Raw genomic sequence first — 20,876 nt, forward strand, 5'->3', positions numbered from 1 at the left:
ATTTCCGCGCTCCGGCGCGCGGCGTTGCGCCTTAGCCCGGCTACAGCGAGCCCAGCAGCGGCGTGCGGGTAATATGCTCCGCGCCGTTGATCACTTTGCGGCCGCGCAGATGAATCGCATCGCCGTTAGTTGCTTCGATATGCGCATCGTCGGTAATTTCGACCCGATGTTCGATCACCACATCTCCGCTGATGCGGGCATGCCCCTGAATCAGCACCTCGTCGTCCAGCAGGATCGGGCCGCCGCACAGCCGGGCATGACCGCCCACCATCACCCGATGCTTGAGCAAACAGTTGCCTTCAACGATAGCATTCTCCGCTACCTGCGAGCTGTAGCGGAGCGTGGGTATGGCGTCTTCACCGCGCCCGGCGATGATGCGCGCCTGGTCATACACCCTGGCATTATCGCAAACCCAGACATCGTTTTCTTCGTTGCCCTCCAGCCGCGCATGGTCAAATATTTCCGCCCGGTGTTCAACAAAAGCGTACTCGACAAACGCATCGCCGTAGATCTGCGCCTGATGCACGATGCGCGAGGCGCTGACCGTCGCCCGATGGTAAATCTGCAGATATTTGTCGCGGTCGGCGGTGAGGCCCCTGGCGGCGATGATCAGGCAGTGGGGGAGAATACGCGCCTCGTCGGCGAGACGGCAGTAGCCGCGAACGTGAGAGTCCTGAACCGTGACGTTGTCACTAATTTCGGCGTGATGGCTGATGTGGGCGTCATCCAGCCACGCGTTGCCGCCTATCAGCGCGCCATGGCTGACAATACAGGTCCCGGTGAGCCGGGCATTACCTTCCACCCGCGCGCCGGCAAACACCGCGCTGTTGGGGTCATAAATCCAGCAGTCGCCGTCCTGGCTGAGCGCCGCTTCATCGTCCAGCCAGCCGCCTTCGCTTCCGGCTGACACATCGGCGAAATCGCGCAGGGCGACAATCTGGCGCAGATTGACGCTATGCTTAATCCCGTCCTCGTCATAGTGAATCTGGCGAACCTGCTCGCTGAGACGATATTTGTTCATCACGGCTTCTCTTTACTTTTGGTTAACATAAACATAGCAAAAATCTCCGTAGCGCGGTTTTGAAGGTTCTTTTAAAATGCAACTTAAAGATAAGTTGAAAAATTAAATAAAATGAACAAAAAGCAGCAAACTCAGCAGGTGCTGAATTTACCGGCAGGCTATTTCGGCATGGTGCTGGGCATCATCGGGATGGGCTTCGCCTGGCGCTATGCCAGCACGCTCTGGCCGGTCAGTCAGCGCATTGGCGACGGGCTGGTCGCCCTGGCGACCGTTATCTGGGGGCTGTTGACCCTGGCGTTTGTCTCGCGGGCGATTCGCTCCCCGCACAGCCTGCTGCAGGAGATGCGCCATCCGCTGGCCAGCAGTTTTGTCAGCCTGTTTCCGGCTACCACCCTGCTGGTGGCGATCGGCTTTGTGCCGTGGTTTCGTCCGCTGTCTCTGGTGCTGTTCAGCCTTGGCGTTGCGCTCCAGCTGGCGTATTCCGCCTGGCACAGCGCTGGCTTATGGCGCGGCAGGCACCCCGCAGAAGCCACCACGCCGGGCCTCTATTTACCGACGGTGGCCAATAATTTCATCAGCGCGATGGCCTGCGGCGCGCTGGGCTTTAACGATGCCGGGCTGGTTTTCCTCGGTGCCGGCATCTTCTCATGGCTGAGCCTGGAGCCGGTGATTCTGCAACGTTTGCGTAGCGACGGCGAACTGCCGCTCGGTCTACGCACGTCGTTGGGCATTCAACTGGCGCCGGCGCTGGTCGCCTGTAGCGCCTGGCTGAGCGTCAACGGCGCAGAGGTGGATACCTTCGCCAAACTGCTGTTTGGTTACGGGCTATTGCAACTGCTGTTTATGCTACGTCTGATGCCGTGGTATCTGCGGCAACCGTTTAACGCCTCGTTCTGGAGTTTCTCGTTCGGCATCTCCGCGTTGGCCAGTACCGGGCTGCATCTGGGCCATCGCCACCCGGACGGCTTTTTTCATTTTCTGTCGATCCCGCTGTTTGTTTTTACCAATCTGATTATCGCACTGCTGCTGGTACATACTTGTCTGCTGCTGCTGCGGGGTAAATTGCTGATTCGCGTCGATCGGGCCACATTATTAAAAAATAAGGATTAATCATGACTATCCGTGATGAAAACTACTTTACCGAAAAATACGGAATGACCCGCACCCACTCTGAGGTGGTGCATGCTGCGACGCTGATTCCGCCGGGCAAGGCGCTGGATCTGGGCTGCGGGAACGGGCGCAACAGCCTCTATCTTGCGGCGAACGGTTTTGAGGTGACCGCGTGGGATAAAAACGCGATGAGCATTAAGAATCTGCAGGAGATCCGCGATCGGGAGGGGCTGACGGCGCTACAGACCGCGGTTAAGGATCTGAATACGCTGAGTTTCGATGGCGAGTATGATTTTATTCTCTCGACGGTGGTACTGATGTTCCTCGAGGCGCAAACCATCCCCGGCCTGATCGCCAATATGCAGCGCTGTACAAAGCCCGGCGGCTACAACCTGATCGTCGCGGCAATGGATACCGACGATTATCCTTGCACCGTCGGCTTCCCGTTTGCCTTTAAGCCTGAGGAACTGCGCCGCTATTACGCCGGCTGGAGGTTCCTCAGGTACAACGAAGAGGTGGGCGAGCTGCACCGCACCGACGCTAACGGCAACCGCATCAAGCTGCGTTTTGCCACCATGCTGGCGCAAAAAACGGCTTAACGCGCCGCCAGCAGGCAGAGCTGGAAGGCGGTACGATACGACGCCTCAAAGGCGCGCAGCGGCAGAAACTCAAATTTTGAGTGGAAGTTATGCGCGCCGGTAAAGAAGTTCGGCGTTAACAGCCCTTTGGCCGACAGCGCCGCGCCATCGGTGCCGCCGCGCATCGGGGTCGGCTTCGGCGTAACCCCGATGCTCTCCATCGCGGTAAACAGCAGGTCAATGGCCCGGCGATCTTCGCCAATCGCATTGCTGATATTGCTGTAGGTGTCGCTCAGCGTAAACTCGACTTTAGCCGTTGGATAGTGCGCGGCGATTTTTTCTGCGACGTCGCCAATCTGCTGTTTGCGGCGTAAAAAGCTCTCGCGGTCGAAATCGCGAATGCTGGCCTGCAGCAGAGCGCTGTTTTGATCCCCCTGAATGCCATTAAACCAGACGTAGCCTTCGCGCCCGGCGGTGTGCTCCGGGGTTTGCAGCCGATCGAAATGGCTGATGTAATCGGCGGCCATCAGCAGCGGGTTGACCAGTACGCCTTTCGCTGACATCGGATGGGCGGTGACGCCGGTAAAGCGAATTTCGGCGGCAGCGGCATTAAAGTTCTCATAGACAATTTCCCCCAGCTCGCAGCAGTCGATAGTCCAGGCGAAATCGACGGCAAAACGGCTGAGATCCAGCGCCTTGGCGCCGCGCAGACCCACTTCTTCATCGGGCACAAAGGCGACCACGATGTCGCCATGGCGATGCGCCGGCGTGAGGTTTTCCAGTACCGTCATTACCACGGTAACCGCCGACTTATTATCGGCGCCCAGCACGCTGGTGCCGTCGCTGAAAATAATCTCTTCCCCCGGATAGGCAAGTATTTCCGGGTGCTCGCTCACCCGCAGCCAGATATCCTTTTCGCGATTCAGGCAGAGGTCTTCACCATTAAAGCGCAGAATTTGCGGATGAATATCCGGCGACAGGCCGACGTCGACGGTATCGATGTGGGTGATAAAACCAATGCGCGGCGCGCCGGGGACATTCCCCTTTTTCACCGCGGTCACGGTGGCATGTTCATCGATCACGATATCGTCCAGCCCGAGACGCCGTAGCTCATCGGCAAGCTCGCGGGCCATCTCGTGTTGCCCCGGCGTCGTCGGCAGCGTGGTGGCGCGCGGGTCGCTCTGGCTACTGATGGCGAGATAGCGGAAGAAGCGCTGGGTCAATTGACTGGCGAGTGGAGATGACATAGTGATTCCTTCTTTATTGATTTTTGGGGTGTTTGCAATCTGGCTTTAGTGTTATGTATGGGCAGGAAAACAACAAGCTATTCATTAGCTGACAAATTAAAAAAGGAAAACGTTATGCAACGCAAACTCACCACGCTTGCTCTGACATTAACGGCGCTCACGGTTAGTTCCGCCGTGGGGGCAAAAACGCTGGTTTACTGCTCCGAAGGATCGCCGGATGTGATGTGATAAATATCAATTAGATAGGTGTTTATGGGGTGCTATAGGGGTGCTGTGTAATGCAAAAATAAAACCGGATGCTACATAATGGGCGGCATCCGGAGTTGCGGTTACGGTGTCACTGACCACCGTATTTCATCTGTTCCAGCAGATCGCGGCCTTTTTTCAACTGCGCATCGATGTGGTTCGCAAGGTCCTGAATATGGATCATGCGCGGGGCTTTCTGGCTCTCTGCTGCGCGGAAGGTTGGAATAGGGAGCTCACCCATAGCAGCGCGTTTTTCCGCTGTTGCCGGCTTCAGCCCAAAATACTTTTCGCACACCTGACTGAGCGGCACGGTAGCCGACCCGTATTCGGCCATTAACAAAAACATCGTATTCATCTTCACCTCATACCACTTTCAGGCCACGCCAGTGGCACCACGTCTCATACATCCGCTTAACCACTTCCCGGCAATAGTAGCCGTGATCGTCTCGCGTCAGGTCATACCGGCCGCCGTAGCGCAGCCGGACCCAGATTTCAAATTCTCTGTTCATCGCTCTTTGCCTCCATCGCATCCCGCAGCATCAGGAAGGCTATAGCTGCCGCTCGTAGCGGGTTCTTGTGATTAACCTGAAGCCCTGATTCGTGCGTTGCCTTCCAGACCGTTTTACCGGCAGGCGCGATCCCTATCCGGTATTTCTTCATTGCCGAGAAAAGGTCCTCGGGTCTAGCGAGAGGGAAAAATCCATAGCTATGCTTCCTACCAAATGTCTCCCACAAAAGCTGCGCCCCCTTTGGATTGTTGGGGTGAAGAATCACCTCGTATCCCGGCTTGAGCCGCTGTCCAACCAGTAAGCTAATTTCGCCATCTGATAATTTGCTGTAATTCATCAGAGCTCCTCCTTGCGGTACCCTGCATCGAAAATGCTGCTGGCGAGCGCAATGGCTCTTTCAGCCACCAGGGCCGTGTCGCGCTCACAGAGTGTTTTTGCCATATCCTCAACTGTCTTTTTGCGGTGTTCATCCTGCCGATCGGCAATAATGTCGTTGCAAAGGTCTACGCATTCGGTGCAGATGTTTACGCTGGGCCCGGAGATCAGTTTGTCTTCAGCGATAACCTGCTTGCAGAAGTTGCAAACCGTTTTCGGATCTGGCTCGCGCTGCGGCATCTGGCGCCAATATTCAATAAAGGGATTAACAGGCATCACTTCACCTCCACTTCAATGCCGGCAGCCATAATCACGGCTGCGCAGGCTTCGCGCATACTCCCGGCTCCGGCAGCAAACCCCAAATACCATTCAGCATCAGAGCCAAGCTGCGGAAGGCCTGGCAGCTTCACTTTGATGGCCGTCTTAACTGGCGCACTAAATCCCAGCTTTTCCCGAAGTTCAGCAATAGCAGCATCATGTTCTGCGCGTGCCTCCGGCCCCATAGCATCCAGTTCAGCGTAACGTTCAGCGCGGTTCTGAAGCGCCCGCAATACCAGGTGAGTGCCGACGCCTTTGCCAAACCGGAAGCCGGGTTCAAGAATGACCGGGCAGGGGAGCTTTTCTGGATATTCCGGCTGCAATGTTTCTTTAGAATTCGCCAGAAGCTCAAGAGCCATCGCTACCACCTCGCCCGGGAAGAAAGGTTCACCACCGGCAATTGCTTTAAGCCGTTTTTCGCTGATACTCATCGCTTAGCCTCCCGCAGCAGATGTTTGTAGGCCCGGAGGGCGTGCTTTGTCTGACCGCTCAATACCGTTTTCATGATGAAAAATCCGCTGCTATTGCTGGTCATACCCGGTGTCAGGAACAGAGCTACATCAATCGCCCGGTTGTGCCGGCGGAATTCAAACACCGTGCTGGTGACCACAATGTTTGCAACGGATCCGTAGTCCTGATAATCGATTTTCATGCCAGAGTCCTCGCCAGTAATCGCGCAATACCAAAGAAACAGCAGACACCCGCGGTAAACCCCAGCCTCGAAAGGCTGGAGAAAAACAGAGTGAACATCGCCAGTTCAGATACCTTTTTCATTGATCTGCACCTCCTCAACAGCAGTGATGTAGCCTTTCCATCCGCCATAGCTGTTCACCATTTCGCCCAGGCGTGAAAGGCAGGCGTTCATCCAGCGGATCCCCCGAGGCGTAAGCGCCGGAACTGTTCCCCAGTCGATAAATTGCGAATTGCTGCGATGCAAATATTTGATGAGGTCCAGAATGTCGATGTAATGCGCATGGCGCCGCTCTATGTCCCACCCTTTATCTTTGAGGTAGGAGTCAATGAAGCCCTGCAGCGCTGGCTGGTTAAGCGAAATATCGCCGTGCTGGTGGCGGTACACCGGGCGACGGTGCAGGCTCACCAGATAGAACAGGTACGCGTCGCACACCCAGGTCAAGGCCCGCTGGTGGTCCAGCTCGAGTCTTGCGGATGGCAGCCGGATAACGTTATTCACCGTGGTTATCCTCCCCGAAGATATCCGCCGGATCCTTACGCAGTTCGAAACCTTTGAATTCTGGATGACGCCAGCGCTTACGAGGTGCTGTCGGTGGTGTTGATTCTTCAATCAGAGTGCGCAACGCCAACATGAAGGACTGACGATGTACCAGCAGTCCACGGCTGCCTTTGTATTTCCGGGTTGGCAGATTGGCGAACTGAATAAGATTTCGGCAGGAGGTATCTGACATGCTCGTAGCCAGCGACACTTTATGTACCTGGACAAACTCGGCGTCATTGCTAACAAACCCGGCATTTGTCTCGATAATCTTCGCATTGTCCAGTGGTGCCGGATCCCGATGATCGCCGGTCGCCATAATGACTTTCATCATTGCGAACGCGGTGGCTTCAGCTACAACGCGAGCCAGAGATGTCATGTCTGAGGGAAGGCTCATTTCTGGCTGCTTCGCCTCAACAACTGGCTGATGTTTGCTGTACGAGCCAGTTTCCAGAATGGAAGGAAGCACGTCCTCGCATACCCAATCCTGAATACGCTCGGCGGAAGGGAGTTGGCTGCGTAGGATCAGCCGGAACAAATCAGCCTGACCAGCAAGCTGGGTGCCGCGTGGTTTTTCACCAAAACCTAATTCTCGCGATTCGCTATAATTAAGCTTAATCAGTGACTTGCAATGTTTTGCCAGCGCGTCGGCTGGATTTGCATATCCAAGTTGCTTAGCCAGTTCAACTGCGTCAAAGGCTGGTTTTCCCTCATAAAGAATTCCGCTCATCGAAAAGTTCAGCTCTTCGGAGCTAAAGGTCATCAGTTGGTTTTTCATCATTATCTTCCCTCAGTGCATAACCGGCATGTCTGGCATGCCTTCGGTGTGGATTTGCTCGATAAAGCCGTCGTGCAGCATGTTGAATCCCTCCCGGCCCATAGCTGACAGCCTGAAGCCGTATTCGTCGTCACAGACAACCATGTCCTGATACATGCGCAGCGCCAGCAGCAACCCTTCCTTTTGCCCGTATTTCTCAATGGCGCCGGCCTCAATGTGATTAGCGAGTGCAAAGCGTTCCGGCCCCGGGTAGACGCTGATTGCACCGTGCTCCCCGGAATAGATAACGGCTGTATCAGCGCCGCCTTCGTCGTTCGTAACGTCGACAGTCCCGTTCTTCTCCCGTTCCTCGGTAATGAATACCGCGGCGAGCAACCAGCGCCAGACGATGATTTGCTGCTCGATGGTGAGCGTGATCCAGCTGCTTTCTACCGCTTCCATGATGCAGGCCAGAATGCTCATGCCGTCGGCGAGACTTTTGTCATAGCGCCCGTTATCCAGCTCACGAATGGCAGCGGAGTAGGCAGTAATCCTGTTTACAGATATCCGGATGCCGGTTGACGTTGGTTCCGGGTTAAATGCTGTGTGATCCATTGCGTACCTCTGCTGGTTTGCTGGCCCTGAGTTCTTCACGCTCTTTCACGTAGCGGTCGTGCATGGCATCCCACTTTTCGCACCATTTCTGCATTTCACGCTTGCGGGCGAGGATGCGACGCAGACGGCGAACGGTGCGCTGGTGGGCGCGGTGATATTCGTCGGTAGTTTCGCCACGGCGCCACATTTCGTTTCCTTCGTGCTCCACAAGGTAATCAGGGTGGCGCTGCTTAAACCCGGACAGAGCAAAGGCATGCGATGTTAGAAAGTGGGCCAGCCAACTAATGGCGGTACCGCGGCTAAAGCAACGCTTCATGCGGCCGTGACGAATAGCGGCGTAAAGGTCGCCGACGGGCGTGTGGTGCTTCTGTAATGCCAGGTCAATAGCGCTGGCGGTGCGGTTGTCGATCATCGTTTAATTTCCCCTGAATATTTTTCGTGAGACATCACTTCCCAGTTCCGGCCGTCGTCTTTCGATAAGAGCCGCCAGCGTGGGTTAACCTTCAGGCTGAGATATCCCGTGCGGTGCGTACGCCGTGCATAAATGCGCTTCCGGCGGTACCGCAGCAGGACCTGCATCGCCTGCAGGTGTACCCGCTCAGGAATGCGTATTGCTGTTAGTGCCACAGGTATCTCCTGTTAGTTCGTGCTGGGGGGGGGGTAACATTCCAACCAGCCTGGCGGGCCATTTCGATAAATCCGGTCAGCGTCAAAAGATGCTCGTCATCAGCAAGGCGGCGGTCGGTGACCAGACCGTTACGCACATAAACCAGCACTCGCCCGGAAAAATCGGGAGAAACATGCAGATCAACCGCCAGTACCCGGGAAAGGGTTGGAGCGCCATTGCGCGAAAATGTATTCTGACTAATCATCAGTTAATTCCTCCGCTGACATGTTTTTCTTTTGCGTGGGCGATTAATTCCGAAAAAATATCATCTACAATCGCCTTGCCTGTTTCGGTCAAATATTCGGTGTGGCTGTTAATATCAAGGCTGTTCATATACGTTTTGCGTAGAAAACTATCAGACTCTGAGCCAAATTCCGCGCGAACCTGTTTTTCGAATCTCAGCAGAAGTTTTTGCATTGATTCTTCGTTGATTTCGATAACCTGAATATCGCTATCTGGCATGTTCACAGAAAGACAATACCCGCCTGTTTTACGCTTTAGCCGATGCAGAGTTGCTATGGCAATTCTACGGCGATAGATTTCAATTACGTTTTGTCGTTCCACCGTCCCTTTCCTCCTCGGCATTCATCCAGGTTTCAATATCTGCTGATATATCGTAAGCAAGGTTAATAAGAGAGAATCGCTGCCCGTCCTCAAGCTGGTAGTAGTTTTCAGCCACCGTTTGAATCAGGTGATGCAACCTTTCTGAAGTAATACTTATTTCCTGCAAGGTCATGTTTTTTGCTGACACAGCCATTATTACCTCCCATAAGCCTTGCGGAGGTACAATTCTGCAATAAGTTCGTGCCCGCTCGCCGCGTACAGGCGGGCTAATTTATATGCTGCTCGGTCGATGATGAATGTCATAATAAATCCCTCGCTAAATTTAGGGTGCAGGATTCCCCACCGGTTAAGGTGTTAATTAAAACTGTTTTGGTTAATTCAATTTTGCTTCGATGTTTTTCAATTCACTGCAAACTTTTATCGCATAATCGAAGATTACTGATGCCATATACATGGCTGGTTTGCCATTATCTTCATCTGTGAAGTAAGCCTCATTATAAATATGCGCAAGCTCTTCGAGTTTTCTTGCCGTAATGGTCGCGTGAAAAACATCATCAACAATATCAGCGCCGCTCTCGTCCCGTTGGGGGGGGGGGGCTGATACATCGCTGAGCGTGTTGATATATTCATTCGCAGTGTCGAGCGTCTTTTTCATTGAACGAATCAGGCAAGCTATAGCGCAATCTGTTTCGTGGTCTTCGCTGCTATTTTTGTAGATGGTTTCAAGAAGCACAGTATTCTCGATAATATCAGCAGAAATAGTTTCAAGCATCTGAACGGGAGTATTCATTTGTTTGCCTCAAAATTATGTACGCGTTCGAGTTCTTCATATGCTCGCGAAGCCAGGTACCGAATGCCATTGGATGCTTCTTTAATGGTATCCGCATCAAGCTGTTCAGCGCTTAACTCAAGTGCTACGAGCAGGGCGCATACGTTATTAGTGTATTCCATCGCGCTAATGAGGTTCGGGTGGTTGGTGGTGTTGGTTTTCATTCTTCCACCTCTTTATTTGCGCTGTTAATAGTTTTCTGCATTGAGTTAACCATGTCCCAAGCTATGCCAAGGCACCCCTCAATATCATCAGGTTCACAGTTGTTATCTTTTACAGCCTGACACAGCATCGACAAAAAATGACCAAGCTTAGTCAAACTATCGGAGCAGAAATTAACTTTTTCGGTTTCTGTTATCATCTTCATATTCACCATGAGAGTGATTACTCGGTGAATTAAAGGTAACTAAAGTATCATTTTGGTGCAAGTGGTTTTGATACTTTATTTTCTCTACTTATCCAAAAAAAAGCCGGCATAGCCGGCATCTGATTGATATATAATTAAAATATGTCCCACCTGGCATCAACAACCACACCGATTATTTCGCACTCATCATCTAGGGGGATCATAGGATATTGAGGATTGAGGGGTTTCAGATACCCAGCCCCCATGTCAGTTACATACTTTTTAAAAGTAACATCCCTGCTACTTCTCTTTTGCGCGATAACATAGCAGTTTGAGTAAGGTTCTTTTTCTGGATCAATAAGTATGGACATACCTTCAGGAAAGGTTACCCCTGCATGCGAAGTCATAGAATCGCCTTTTACCTCAAGCCAAAAACCTCTTTCGCCAGCGTACTTTACAGAATCAATCCAGTTTTCAATATCATACATATTATAGTTATCGCCACATTGCGCAAATTGACCAGCTTGAACCCAGTTTAACTTCGGGTAGCTGTATCTGCGCTGTGGTTGCACGGTCTCGGTTACGTTATTAACCCAAGCTGTATCACTGATAGGTTTCTTTTGTGGTTGGGTTTGTGGCAGTTTTTCCTGCGTTCCCTTACCAGTCTGCAGCCACTCAGGTTCGCATCCAAGTGCGGATGAGATCTTAAAAAGAGTATTGCTGTTAAAGTTTTTTGTTAGTCCAAGCTCCGCTTTACTGATAGCTACCCGCGTGACACCTGCTTTTTTGGCAAGAGCCTCTTGCGTGAATCCTAACAATTCGCGTCGGCTTATCAACCGGTCTGCTAACGAACTCATGAGTCATCCCCCTAAAAGAAACTAAAGTAACATTTCGTTTTGATACTTTGGATTCTATTTGCTACTATCGATTGATACAATAGTTTCGACGCCGAGAGATGAAAATGACTCTGTTTGAAATCCTTAAGCAGCAATTTAAGACAAATACCGCTATCGGGAAAAGATTCCCACGCAAAGGCAAACCGAGAAGTAGTCAGGCCGTAGGGAAGTGGGAGATGCGTGGAGTTCCAGAGGATGTTGCGATCTTATGTCATTTGGATTCAAAAATCCCATACACCCACCCAGGAATTAGCAACGGTTCCAATGAGGTGTGACATGTCACCCGAAGACTTCATTCGCAAGCACATTACGGCGGCGCTGACCGTAGAAGGCTTCGCGCCGTCGGTGGTTCAGGGGGGGGGTAGCCAAAGGTCTGGAACATTACCGCTGCATGTCGCAGTCAACCAAAAAGGGGAGTTGTTTTGCGGATTGCCTTTTTCGAGCCCGTCAGTGGGCTTTGGGGCAGACAACTACCGCAGAACGGAAAGCAGCAAAGAAAAAGCCGGGAAGAGGTGGTGGCGCTCAACCCGGCCTGTTCTGACTTTCGACACAGCATTTGTTTTGAAATGACCTCGGGGGAAATTTCATGAAAAACCATACCAGATTTTTCGATTACAAATCAAGCGTGAGCAATCGCGACAAAGAATTGGCAGGTGCAGCATGAGTAATACAAATTTTGTTCATCACTACCCGTTCTCCAGCCCGCTACAGCGCCTGATTATGATCCGCATCTTAATGGCAGGGTCACTGGATGGCGAAGGTGAGCGCGTCCTTGGGCATGATGTCCTGGCAAATTTCTGTTGCTGTTCAAAGCAAATGATCTTCAAAGAAGTGAAAAACCTTGAGCAAGCTGGTCATCTTACCGTTCGCCAAATAGGGGCCCTTGTGACTGGATTAAAGGTGTGCCTTGGGCCGGCGCTAGGGTACACCATCACCCCGACCACTGGTGATGCGAAATGAGCATGCTATTTAATTTCCGTCCACTGGTTATTAACCCTGAGCTTGCCACGCGCATCGGTCTCAACGAAGCGATTGTCTTGCAACAGGTTAACTACTGGATTAACGACAAAGAGCAGGGTGTGAATTTTGAGGGCCGCCGCTGGGTGTTCAACAGCTATGAGTCGTGGGTAAAACAATTCCCGTTCTGGTCAGCAGATACCGTTAAACGCGCTTTTACATCACTCGTCAAACAGGGATGTCTTGATGTTGAGCAGCTCAATAAGTCCCAGCATGACCGGACAAATTACTACACCATCAACCATGATTGCGAGCTACTCAATGATGCGGAACAGGTACCCTCATCGAACGGGGCAAATTGCCCTGATCGACAAGCGCAGGATGCACCGATGGATGAAGGCAAAAACGCCCGATCTCTAACGGTTACTACAACAAAGACTACTACAGAGACTAAATCTATTGGCGCATCGGCTGACGCCTCTGCACCGGCACGCCCTGCAAAACAGGATTATTCACCTGAGTTCGAAACAGCCTGGGATGCTTACCCCAAACGCGCTGGTGGCAATTCCAAGGCGGGGGCTTTCAAAGCCTGGAAAGCTCGCCTGAAAGACGGGGTTAAGCCTGATGACATGCTGGCAGGTGTTAAGCGCTATGCAGCCTATGCCCGCGCAACCGGCAGCGTCGGAACCCAGTTCGTTAAGCAAGCTGCCACGTTCTTCGGTCCCGATCGCCACTTCGAAGAATCCTGGCAATCGCCATCCGCTCCCGGCGGTGGGCGCCCTGGCGTGCTGCCGGTATCTGGCTTCAGTGAGCAGAACTATGGCGAATCAAGTTGGGACTGGTAATTCAGGGGAAATGACATGTTAAATTTAAACCAACAAAAAGCGCGCCACGACCTGAAAGCCGATCGGGAGCGCCTTGCAGAAGAATTAAATTTTGCGCTGGAGCACAAACTCCCGTGGGGATACAGCGGCTGGAACTCAGGAAACGCCGAGATTACCTCCTGTGAAAAGCATGGAGATTTTGAGCGATTCACGCTGGTGGGAAAGGCTTTTCGCGGCGGTGAGAATTTCAAACATTCGCAATGTCCTGCATGCCTCCGTGCTCAACTGGCAGAGATTGACGCGGAGCTGCGTGCGTTACGCGTCGCTGACCTGATGGACAACGCAGGCATCGCCCGCCGTTTTGAAGAATGCGAATTCGAAAACTATCGCCCGGTGAATCAGGGGGCTAGCAAAAATCTGGCCGGCTGCCGCCATTATGCCGAAAACTGGCCGCAGGTATTTGCGACCGGAAAGGGGCTTGTGATGACCGGCAACTGCGGTACAGGGAAAAACCACCTGGCCATCTCGACAGCGAAAGCCATCATCCGTAACCATCTCGCCAGGGTTGAAATTACTGATGTGATGCGCGTTATGCGGGCCGTGAAAAGCACGTGGCGCCATAATTCCGAAACCACAGAAGACGGCGTGCTGGAACACTATGCATCGCTGGACCTGCTGATTATCGACGAGGTGGGGGTGCAGTTTGGTAGCGCTTCTGAACTGGCCATCCTGCAGGAAATCATCAACGCCCGCTACGAGAGCATATTACCCACCATCCTGATCAGCAATCTGACCTTCGAGCAGCTTAAGGACTCCATTGGTGAGCGCATCGTAGACCGGGTAACCAACGGTGGTCGAAATCGGCTGGCGTTCAACTGGGAAAGCTTCCGTGGAAACGACGGGGTGCCTGAATGACACCTGTTTGGAAAAACGAGGATCTGGAAGGAGCGGTTATTGGCGCCTTATTTTTGCGCGGTGCTGACCCTGAGGTACTGGATATCCTTTCCCGGCTGCCGGCGAGTACGTTCTCGGTGCGTCAGTATCGAGAAATCTATACCGGCATCTGTCAGCAAGCCCGCGGTGGCGGAGTGATTGATCCGCTGCTGCTCTGTGAGTCTCTGCCAGCGCTTCAGACCACCATACTTGAAGCCACCCGCGTTAGTTGGGCGAAATCGGCTTTGGTCTCTTACATCGACGTTCTGCGTCGCAATGCAGGTGTCCGTGATGCAGAGGCCGCACTGGAAAAGGTGCTAAACCAGATTAAGAGTGCCAGCAACGGTGATTCTGCGCTGGCTGCTCTGGAGTCCGTAAAACAGGTGGTTTCAGCCATCGATATTTCTGCAGATACTGTGCAGCCTGTCCATATTTCCGATCTGCTCACCGCCGTGGCTGACGAGGTAGAATCCCGCAGCCAGGGGAGGGAGGAAACCCGCAGCCTGCTTACTGGCATTGCGGAGCTTGATGCGAAGACGGGTGGCATTGAATCCACGGATCTGGTGTTTATCGCGGCGCGTCCCTCGATGGGCAAAACAGAGCTGGCGCTGGACATCATCGAGAAAGTCTCAGCGCAGGGGCATGGCGTTCTGTTTTTCAGCATGGAGATGTCCGACACGCAGATCGCCAAACGCATGGTTTCTGCCGCTGGCGGTATGCCTGTATCCCGATTGAAGGCAGTCGAAAAGTTTGAGGATGAAGACTGGGCGCGATTCTTTAACGGTATGGAGCAACTGGTTAACCGCAGCGTTTGGATCACCGACGCAACCAACCTCAATATCGACCAGATTGTACAAACTGCAACCCGCTATAAGCTGGAGCATCCAGAAATTGCCCTGGTGGTCATCGACTATCTCGCGCTGATCAAAATTCAGAGCACGGCCCGCTATGACCTGGCGGTAGGGGAATTGTCAAAGGGGTTGAAACGTCTCGCCAAGACCAACAAAACGCCAGTTATCGCCCTGAGCCAGTTATCCCGCGGGGTAGAATCTCGCCCCAACAAGCGCCCGATGAACTCTGACCTAAAGAACTCCGGGGAGATTGAGGCGGATGCTGACCTAATCCTGATGCTGTATCGCGATGAAGTTTACGACCCGGAATCACCTGCAAAGGGCATAGCCGAAATCAACGTGACAAAACAACGCAACGGCGAACTGGGGACAATTTATCGCCGGTTCTATAACGGGCATTTCCTGCCGATCGACCAGGACGAAGCCCGCCAGCGCTCAACCCCCAAACCTAAAACGCAGCAACGTCGCTATACCAGAGGGAGCCAGGAGAATAATGCAGATTTTTAACATCACCCCAATGGGCAAGCCCCGACAAACCCGCGCCGACAAATGGAAACAACGAGAAGTAGTGCTTCGTTACCGGGCGTTCTGTGATGAGGTCAGGCTGAAGAAGGTCGTTATGCCAGAGGCGGGAAGTCACATTACTTTCATCCTGCCGATGCCGGAGAGCTGGAGCCAGAAAAAACGTGCAGCAATGGATGGTCAGGCTCACCAGCAAAAGCCGGATGCCGACAACATGATTAAAGCGTTGATGGATGCGTTGTTTGCTGACGACGCTCACATCTGGGACTTTCGGGTGACAAAGCTCTGGGGTGTAACCGGACAAATTTTAATTTCTGATATCGGAGAAGTGGCCGCATGAAACTGGAATCAGCACTCAAACACTTTAGCCCCCAGGGGATGCATATCAGCGACGACGTGAAAAGCACATCGCCGAATCGCCTGAATGGTACAGACGTTATGACCGGGATCGGGGTGACCAGCAGCCGCGCACGATTCGGGCTGGCGGCGTTCTTCGGTAAGGCGGGCATCAGTAAAACCGATGAGCAACTGGCCGTTCAGGCGCTGGCGCGACATGCCCTTGATACAGCACCTAAAAACGTGCGGAAGGCCGCAGGTAAAGCGCTGGGGCGCTGCTGCCTGGTGCTGGCGAAATTTGCCTTTGCGGAGTATTCCCGTTCAGCTGAAACAACCGGGGTCTGCAGGGTATGTAGCGGTACGGGGAAGATGCAGACGACTATCACGGAGCGAAAAGTCACATACCCGTGGGGTAAGGCGCCTTATTGGGCGAAAAGGTCACGCGCTGTTCGTCCGTCCGACTGGGAGAAGTGGACCGAAGTAACTGCCATCTCCAGCGCTAAATGTGAAGCCTGTGACGGCAAAGGGATGATTAACGCCCGCTGCCGCTGCGGTGGTTCCGGCCAGGTTCTGGATCGCAAAGAGACTAAAGAGCGCGGGGCCCCGGTATATAAAACCTGTGAGCGTTGCTCCGGTAATGGTTTCACCAGTGTAAAATCTGCGGATGCCCACCGTGCAATTCAGCTGCATATTCCGGACCTGCACCAGTCCTCATGGTCACGCAACTGGAAGCCATTCTATGAAAGGCTGGTGGATATGCTCTGCAAAGGGGAGAAACAGGCTGCGGCGGAATTTGAGAAAGCGACCAGTTACTGAAGTGATCAAAGCATATGGCGACACTTTTTTGCACGATAGAGTTGACTTTGCATAAAAGTGTCCTGTATGCTTCTAATCATGGATACTTACATCCAAATGAAACCGATTACTAACCCTGCCACCCGGCGGGGTTTTTGCTTTCCGGCGATACGACAGGGGTATTCGCGAGATGCATTGCATCAGTACCCCTGTCACATCGTCGTATATTGCATTGAAACGAAATTTGTCAGATGTTAAATTTATGACGTGGTGAATCCCCCTATGCGGAGGGGCATTGTCAGTCTGATTTATTTTTGCGCTTATTGCGAGTCGTCCCCGGACTGGCGGCGGCTCACCGGGAGGCACCCGGCACCACACCCAATATAAAAATGATGATAGCTGTAAGGCCCACTTCGGTGGGCTTTTTCTTTGGGCAAAAAAAAAGCCCGCATGGTTTCATGCAGGCAAGGCAGTTACATTTAGATTTTGTCCCGGTATATGTTTTTTTGTCCAGAAGTCGAAAGATACTGTCTCGAATACATTTTGTAAATAACGGATTCAAATCACAAGGCCATGCATTTGCATGGCTTTTTTATTATCAGGTCCCGCGGGAATCACCATCGACACGCTTCGTTGTTAAATCCATCCCGACGGGCCTGACCCTTTTCTTGCACACAGCGCCATCCGTCCATAACGGAGGTGAGGCTTATGAAAATGCCCTACAAACAAGATTTCATCGCTGCGCTACTTGCGTCCAGAGAGCAGGGCATAGGCGCGATACTGGCGTTTATTATGGCGTACCTCCGTGGGCGCTATAACGGCGGTAAGTTCTGGAAGGTGATTGTTGACGCCTTGATGTGCGCGATGATCGCCTGGTTCATAAGAGACCTGTTGAATTTTATCGGCTGGAGTTCTGACCTGGCCTATATCGGTAGTGTTTTTATTGGTTATCTCGGAACAGACACGATCGGCTCGTTGTTCAAAAAGCTCGCAGCCAAAAAAGCAGGGGTAGATGATGCAAACCAGTCCTGAAGGCATTGCGCTGATAAAGAAATTTGAAGGTTGCCGGCTGACCGCATACCCCGACCCGGGAACGGGGGGTTCCCCGTGGACTATCGGCTACGGCTGGACGTTGCCAGTTGATGGTAAACCGGTCAGGCCGGGAATGACCATCGACCAGGCTACTGCTGACAGACTCCTGAAAACAGGGCTGGTGAGATACGAAAACGACGTGCTGAAAATCGTGAAGGTTAAGCTGACCCAGTGTCAGTTTGATGCATTGGTATCTTTCGCCTACAACGTCGGTTCGCGTGCTCTCTCAACCTCTACTCTCCTGAAAAAAATCAATGCTGGCGATGTAAAAGGCGCAGCTGATGAGTTTCTGCGTTGGAACCGATCGGGCGGAAAGGTTATGCCTGGGCTAACGAATCGCCGCAAGGCTGAGCGTGAGATTTTTCTGTCATGACTGCCGAAACAATTCTGGCGCTGGTGAAAAAGTTCTGGCTGCCGGCTCTCATTGCTGTGCTGATTGGCGCACTGGCTATCGCTGCCAGTCATTACAAAGGTAAAGCAGAGAGCGAAACCGAGCGGGCCAATAAAGCAGAGCACAGCCTCAGCCTGGCTAACGCCACCATCACCGACCTGCAGACCCGGCAGCGTGACGTTGCGGCACTGGATGCGAAATACACGAAGGAATTAGCCGATGCAAAAGCTGAAAATGATGCTCTGCAGCGCAAGCTTGATAACGGTGGTCGGGTGCTCGTCAAAGGCAAGTGTCCAGTGTCAGCCGCAACCCAAACCGCCGGCGCCGCCAGCATGGGCGATGATGCCACCGTCGAACTCTCTGCAGTTGCTGGACGAAACGTTCTCGGTATCCGGTCCGGAATCCTCAGCGACCAAACAGCCCTGAGAGCGCTGCAGGAATACATCCGCACGCAGTGCCTGAAATAGCATTCTCCATGCGCCGTATCGTCGCAGCATCCCCATATTAACCATGACCGCAGCCCGACGGGGCACTCCTCTGCGTGAGTGTGTGGGGATAATCAATAACGATAAATTCCGCCTCTTCTCGCATCCACGGAGTGCGACAAGACGCTCATAGCGGCCCAATGAAGCCGTGGAAGAAGAATTCATGTGGTTTATAAAATTCTGTAAGTGGTGCTGAAAATTACCATTTACAGAATTATGTATAAGCTTTATCACCCTGTTGTCATTCGAATTACGGGGTGGATATAAATAAACCCAGCAGGAAACTCTGATAATGACTACAAAATGCATTTCTACCGGCGGCGTACCTGTGGAGGTAGCCATTCCATCTGATATCCCATCGGAGCAAACAATCCCAAATGGCACGGCAGATCAACTGCAGTCGGGAACAGATACAACGCCTCGTCTATTTACAGCAAAAATGATTCACGATGAGATTGCGCGGCAGATCGCAGCAATCCCAGCATCGTAAGGAACATCCAATGGCAAGGCCAACCAAGTACCAGAAGGCGTATGCCGAGCAGGCTCGCAAGCTGTGCATGCTTGGTTATACCGATGACCAGTTAGCGGACTTCTTTAGCGTAAGCCAGGCGACGATAAATCGCTGGAAGAAGGACCACAAAGAGTTTTGCGAGTCCATAAAAAAGGGAAAAGACATTTCAGACGCTGAAGTGACTGATAGTCTTTACCAGAGGGCGATGGGATTTGTCGCCCCTGATGTGGACATTCGCGTCATTGACAACAAGATAGTTAAAACTGCCATAACCAAGCATTACCCCCCGGATACAGCAGCCGCCATATTCTGGCTTAAAAACAGGCAGAAGAAACTATGGCGAGACAAGATTGATCACAGCATTGAGGGGGCCAATGGCGGTCCTGTTGAGGTGGTCAATTATACGGCTGCGGATTATGCGAAAGCACAAGCGGCGATGGAGGGTAGGCTAGAAGATCTGGACTGAGTCTATGAGCGAAATTATCGAATGGGAGGACTTGTCATTCCCTGAACGTGTAGTAATTCGCTCAAAGTCCACAAAGTCATTCCTGAACTTCACCCGGCTGTGGTTCGAGATCATTCAGGGAGATAGGCTTCTGGTCAACTGGCATCACCGACTGATGTCCTCGAAAATTGATGATCTTCTCGCTGGGCGACTACGCCCTCGCAATCTGATTATCAATATCCCCCCTGGCGGGACAAAAACCGAGTTCTTCTCCATTCACTTCCCGGCGTATGTCAACGCACTGGTGCAGGAGAAACGGCTTAAGCGCTTTCGCAACCTGAATATCTCTTTCGCTGACACTCTCGTTAAGAGAAACAGTCGGCGCACCCGCGACATTATCGCCAGTCGTGAATATCAGGAGTTCTGGCCCTGCTCGTTTGGTGTCAACCAGGCGGAAGAGTGGGAGATAAAGGACGATAAAGGGCGCTCTATAGGGCAGACGGTATCGCGCTCAAGCAATGGGCAGATCACCGGTGGTCGTGGTGGTTACTATGGTCCGGAGTTCTCCGGCATGGTAATGCTGGACGACTACAACAAGCCAGTTGACATGCTCAGCGAGTCCCGACGAAAAAGCGCGAATACTCTGCTGGTAAACACCATTCGTTCCCGTCGCGGCGATAAGTCGAAAGAGCATCCGACGCCATTTGTAAGCATTCAGCAGCGCCTCCACACCGATGACGCAACTGGCTTCATGCTTTCAGGTGGGATGGGTGTGCAGTTCCATCACGTCGCCATACCGGCCATGATCGACGAGAAGTACATCCAGTCGCTTGATGAGCCGTGGCGCTCGCTTTGCTGGGAAACAGTCAAAGATACCGATTCTGTGGTTGTTGGTGGTGTTCGTTACTGGTCCTACTGGCCGCAGATGGAAGACGTCAACGACCTCCTGCAGCTGTGGGAAAAGGATCGCTATACCTTCCTGTCGCAATACCAGCAAAACCCGATGGCGCTGACTGGCGGGATCATCGATACAAGTTGGTTCAGAACGTACACCACACTGCCGAAGCTTACGCACCGTGCCGTGTACGTCGATACGAACAGTGGAAAGGTGGAGGACTGGCTGGATTACACCGTGTTTACGCTGGCTGGCATGGGCGTCGATGGCAACCTGTACATCATCGACGTCGTTCGCGGTCGGTGGGACCCGGAAGACCTCCTGAAGAAAGCGGAAGAGGTTTGGGAAAAATGGCGCCTGTCTGGCTCCATGCGGGTTATGCCGCTGCGTCATATGGCCATTGAAGAGAAGCAAGCCGGACAGGGCCTCATCACAACGCTGAAAAAACGTAGCCAGACACCCGGTCAGCTCGCTATCCCGGTGAGAGAAATCCCCCGCGGAACCGGGCAGAACAAGCTAGTTCGCTGCCT

At 52.7% G+C, this 20,876-nt stretch carries 36 protein-coding genes and 1 pseudogene; 16 read left to right on the forward strand and 21 right to left on the reverse strand.

Annotation, left to right across the window (positions count from 1 at the left end):
- Positions 1-40: 40 nt before the first annotated feature.
- Complete coding sequence (ydcK, locus tag EDF73_RS22910) at positions 41-1,021, reverse strand: YdcK family protein (protein ID WP_132731341.1); 981 nt, start codon at positions 1,019-1,021, stop codon at positions 41-43.
- A gap of 111 nt (positions 1,022-1,132) precedes the next feature.
- On the opposite strand from ydcK, the gene tehA reads away from it, so the two are divergent.
- Together tehA and tehB are read left to right on the forward strand one after the other, a co-directional pair.
- Entirely contained in the window at positions 1,133-2,131 is a 999-nt protein-coding gene (gene tehA / locus EDF73_RS22915) for a dicarboxylate transporter/tellurite-resistance protein TehA (RefSeq protein WP_132731342.1), read from the forward strand.
- Between the two features lie 2 nt (positions 2,132-2,133).
- The gene (gene tehB / locus EDF73_RS22920; protein WP_132731343.1) at positions 2,134-2,730 is read left to right on the forward strand and encodes a tellurite resistance methyltransferase TehB; all 597 of its coding nucleotides are present in this window, start codon (positions 2,134-2,136) and stop codon (positions 2,728-2,730) included.
- Here the strand turns inward: tehB and pepT are convergent.
- The 20 genes and pseudogenes from pepT to EDF73_RS23015 all read right to left on the reverse strand — a co-directional run bounded on the left by pepT (position 2,727) and on the right by EDF73_RS23015 (position 11,270).
- A complete protein-coding gene (gene pepT, locus EDF73_RS22925) occupies positions 2,727-3,956 on the reverse strand; it encodes a peptidase T (RefSeq protein WP_132731344.1) in 1,230 nt (409 codons plus the stop codon). The two genes, tehB and pepT, sit on opposite strands and share 4 nt — an antisense overlap.
- Before the next feature lie 337 nt (positions 3,957-4,293).
- Complete coding sequence (locus EDF73_RS22930; protein WP_132731345.1) at positions 4,294-4,557, reverse strand: pyocin activator PrtN family protein; 264 nt, start codon at positions 4,555-4,557, stop codon at positions 4,294-4,296.
- A gap of 7 nt (positions 4,558-4,564) precedes the next feature.
- Positions 4,565-4,711: a hypothetical protein gene (locus EDF73_RS27505; protein ID WP_165905780.1), complete on the reverse strand. Its 147-nt coding sequence runs from the start codon at positions 4,709-4,711 to the stop codon at positions 4,565-4,567.
- Entirely contained in the window at positions 4,695-5,048 is a 354-nt protein-coding gene (locus EDF73_RS22935; protein ID WP_047934984.1) for a phage protein NinX family protein, read from the reverse strand. The genes EDF73_RS27505 and EDF73_RS22935 overlap by 17 nt, the downstream gene beginning before the upstream one ends.
- Before the next feature lie 113 nt (positions 5,049-5,161).
- Positions 5,162-5,362, reverse strand: a pseudogene (locus EDF73_RS27970) (ClpX C4-type zinc finger protein); the annotation flags it as partial.
- Entirely contained in the window at positions 5,362-5,589 is a 228-nt protein-coding gene (locus EDF73_RS27510) for a hypothetical protein (RefSeq protein ID WP_165905783.1), read from the reverse strand. The pseudogene EDF73_RS27970 and the gene EDF73_RS27510, both read right to left, overlap by 1 nt.
- Before the next feature lie 242 nt (positions 5,590-5,831).
- Complete coding sequence (locus EDF73_RS22950) at positions 5,832-6,056, reverse strand: hypothetical protein (protein ID WP_047934981.1); 225 nt, start codon at positions 6,054-6,056, stop codon at positions 5,832-5,834.
- Positions 6,053-6,178 (reverse strand): sodium:solute symporter, encoded by a 126-nt coding sequence (locus EDF73_RS22955; protein ID WP_132731346.1) that lies wholly within the window; start codon positions 6,176-6,178, stop codon positions 6,053-6,055. The genes EDF73_RS22950 and EDF73_RS22955 overlap by 4 nt, the downstream gene beginning before the upstream one ends.
- On the reverse strand, positions 6,162-6,596 hold the full coding sequence (locus tag EDF73_RS22960) for a hypothetical protein (protein ID WP_132731347.1): 435 nt from the start codon (positions 6,594-6,596) through the stop codon (positions 6,162-6,164). The genes EDF73_RS22955 and EDF73_RS22960 overlap by 17 nt, the downstream gene beginning before the upstream one ends.
- Complete coding sequence (locus EDF73_RS22965) at positions 6,589-7,413, reverse strand: BRO family protein (RefSeq protein ID WP_132731362.1); 825 nt, start codon at positions 7,411-7,413, stop codon at positions 6,589-6,591. Before EDF73_RS22965 ends, EDF73_RS22960 begins: the two co-directional genes overlap by 8 nt.
- A gap of 12 nt (positions 7,414-7,425) precedes the next feature.
- The gene (locus EDF73_RS22970; protein ID WP_047934987.1) at positions 7,426-7,944 is read right to left on the reverse strand and encodes a hypothetical protein; all 519 of its coding nucleotides are present in this window, start codon (positions 7,942-7,944) and stop codon (positions 7,426-7,428) included.
- Between the two features lie 43 nt (positions 7,945-7,987).
- Complete coding sequence (locus EDF73_RS22975; protein WP_085397483.1) at positions 7,988-8,419, reverse strand: hypothetical protein; 432 nt, start codon at positions 8,417-8,419, stop codon at positions 7,988-7,990.
- Positions 8,416-8,634 (reverse strand): hypothetical protein, encoded by a 219-nt coding sequence (locus EDF73_RS27830; RefSeq protein WP_085397484.1) that lies wholly within the window; start codon positions 8,632-8,634, stop codon positions 8,416-8,418. Before EDF73_RS27830 ends, EDF73_RS22975 begins: the two co-directional genes overlap by 4 nt.
- Positions 8,625-8,879, reverse strand: coding sequence for a hypothetical protein (locus tag EDF73_RS22985; protein ID WP_132731348.1), 255 nt, complete (start codon positions 8,877-8,879; stop codon positions 8,625-8,627). Before EDF73_RS22985 ends, EDF73_RS27830 begins: the two co-directional genes overlap by 10 nt.
- Positions 8,879-9,238, reverse strand: coding sequence for a hypothetical protein (locus tag EDF73_RS22990; protein WP_227517252.1), 360 nt, complete (start codon positions 9,236-9,238; stop codon positions 8,879-8,881). The genes EDF73_RS22985 and EDF73_RS22990 overlap by 1 nt, the downstream gene beginning before the upstream one ends.
- Entirely contained in the window at positions 9,216-9,431 is a 216-nt protein-coding gene (locus EDF73_RS22995) for a hypothetical protein (protein ID WP_227517253.1), read from the reverse strand. Before EDF73_RS22995 ends, EDF73_RS22990 begins: the two co-directional genes overlap by 23 nt.
- 180 nt (positions 9,432-9,611) lie before the next feature.
- A complete protein-coding gene (locus EDF73_RS23000) occupies positions 9,612-10,028 on the reverse strand; it encodes a hypothetical protein (protein WP_047934975.1) in 417 nt (138 codons plus the stop codon).
- Positions 10,025-10,231 carry a hypothetical protein gene (locus EDF73_RS23005; protein WP_047934974.1) on the reverse strand — a complete coding sequence of 69 codons (207 nt, stop codon included), beginning with the start codon at positions 10,229-10,231 and terminating at the stop codon, positions 10,025-10,027. Before EDF73_RS23005 ends, EDF73_RS23000 begins: the two co-directional genes overlap by 4 nt.
- Entirely contained in the window at positions 10,228-10,428 is a 201-nt protein-coding gene (locus tag EDF73_RS23010) for a hypothetical protein (protein ID WP_132731349.1), read from the reverse strand. Before EDF73_RS23010 ends, EDF73_RS23005 begins: the two co-directional genes overlap by 4 nt.
- 140 nt (positions 10,429-10,568) lie before the next feature.
- The gene (locus tag EDF73_RS23015) at positions 10,569-11,270 is read right to left on the reverse strand and encodes a S24 family peptidase (RefSeq protein ID WP_047934972.1); all 702 of its coding nucleotides are present in this window, start codon (positions 11,268-11,270) and stop codon (positions 10,569-10,571) included.
- Between the two features lie 104 nt (positions 11,271-11,374).
- Between EDF73_RS23015 and EDF73_RS27835 the strand changes: the two genes are divergently transcribed.
- The 14 genes from EDF73_RS27835 to EDF73_RS23080 form a co-directional block, all read left to right on the forward strand.
- A complete protein-coding gene (locus EDF73_RS27835; RefSeq protein ID WP_072060157.1) occupies positions 11,375-11,584 on the forward strand; it encodes a hypothetical protein in 210 nt (69 codons plus the stop codon).
- 1 nt (position 11,585) lies between these two features.
- A complete protein-coding gene (locus EDF73_RS27515; RefSeq protein ID WP_047934971.1) occupies positions 11,586-11,879 on the forward strand; it encodes a hypothetical protein in 294 nt (97 codons plus the stop codon).
- Positions 11,880-11,969: 90 nt separating this feature from the next.
- A complete protein-coding gene (locus tag EDF73_RS23025) occupies positions 11,970-12,269 on the forward strand; it encodes a hypothetical protein (RefSeq protein ID WP_064385959.1) in 300 nt (99 codons plus the stop codon).
- The gene (locus tag EDF73_RS27840; protein WP_047934969.1) at positions 12,266-13,111 is read left to right on the forward strand and encodes a hypothetical protein; all 846 of its coding nucleotides are present in this window, start codon (positions 12,266-12,268) and stop codon (positions 13,109-13,111) included. Before EDF73_RS23025 ends, EDF73_RS27840 begins: the two co-directional genes overlap by 4 nt.
- Before the next feature lie 15 nt (positions 13,112-13,126).
- The gene (locus tag EDF73_RS23035) at positions 13,127-14,005 is read left to right on the forward strand and encodes an ATP-binding protein (RefSeq protein ID WP_127673830.1); all 879 of its coding nucleotides are present in this window, start codon (positions 13,127-13,129) and stop codon (positions 14,003-14,005) included.
- Positions 14,002-15,381 carry a replicative DNA helicase gene (locus EDF73_RS23040; RefSeq protein WP_127673831.1) on the forward strand — a complete coding sequence of 460 codons (1,380 nt, stop codon included), beginning with the start codon at positions 14,002-14,004 and terminating at the stop codon, positions 15,379-15,381. Before EDF73_RS23035 ends, EDF73_RS23040 begins: the two co-directional genes overlap by 4 nt.
- Entirely contained in the window at positions 15,368-15,736 is a 369-nt protein-coding gene (locus tag EDF73_RS23045; protein ID WP_047934966.1) for a RusA family crossover junction endodeoxyribonuclease, read from the forward strand. Before EDF73_RS23040 ends, EDF73_RS23045 begins: the two co-directional genes overlap by 14 nt.
- Positions 15,733-16,548, forward strand: a complete 816-nt coding sequence (locus EDF73_RS23050; RefSeq protein WP_047934965.1) for an antitermination protein — start codon at positions 15,733-15,735, stop codon at positions 16,546-16,548. Before EDF73_RS23045 ends, EDF73_RS23050 begins: the two co-directional genes overlap by 4 nt.
- Before the next feature lie 687 nt (positions 16,549-17,235).
- Entirely contained in the window at positions 17,236-17,559 is a 324-nt protein-coding gene (locus tag EDF73_RS23055) for a phage holin, lambda family (RefSeq protein WP_132731350.1), read from the forward strand.
- Positions 17,540-17,992: a lysozyme gene (locus EDF73_RS23060; protein ID WP_132731351.1), complete on the forward strand. Its 453-nt coding sequence runs from the start codon at positions 17,540-17,542 to the stop codon at positions 17,990-17,992. Before EDF73_RS23055 ends, EDF73_RS23060 begins: the two co-directional genes overlap by 20 nt.
- A complete protein-coding gene (locus EDF73_RS23065; RefSeq protein WP_132731352.1) occupies positions 17,989-18,477 on the forward strand; it encodes a lysis protein in 489 nt (162 codons plus the stop codon). Before EDF73_RS23060 ends, EDF73_RS23065 begins: the two co-directional genes overlap by 4 nt.
- Positions 18,478-18,787: 310 nt before the next feature.
- Positions 18,788-18,985: a hypothetical protein gene (locus EDF73_RS23070; protein ID WP_132731353.1), complete on the forward strand. Its 198-nt coding sequence runs from the start codon at positions 18,788-18,790 to the stop codon at positions 18,983-18,985.
- Positions 18,986-18,995: 10 nt separating this feature from the next.
- Positions 18,996-19,472, forward strand: coding sequence for a terminase (locus EDF73_RS23075; RefSeq protein ID WP_132731354.1), 477 nt, complete (start codon positions 18,996-18,998; stop codon positions 19,470-19,472).
- Between the two features lie 4 nt (positions 19,473-19,476).
- Positions 19,477-20,876: terminase (locus tag EDF73_RS23080; protein WP_132731355.1), on the forward strand; the 1,400-nt coding region annotated here is incomplete at its 3' end.

Source organism: Klebsiella sp. BIGb0138, assembly GCF_004342285.1.
GTDB lineage: Bacteria > Pseudomonadota > Gammaproteobacteria > Enterobacterales > Enterobacteriaceae > Klebsiella.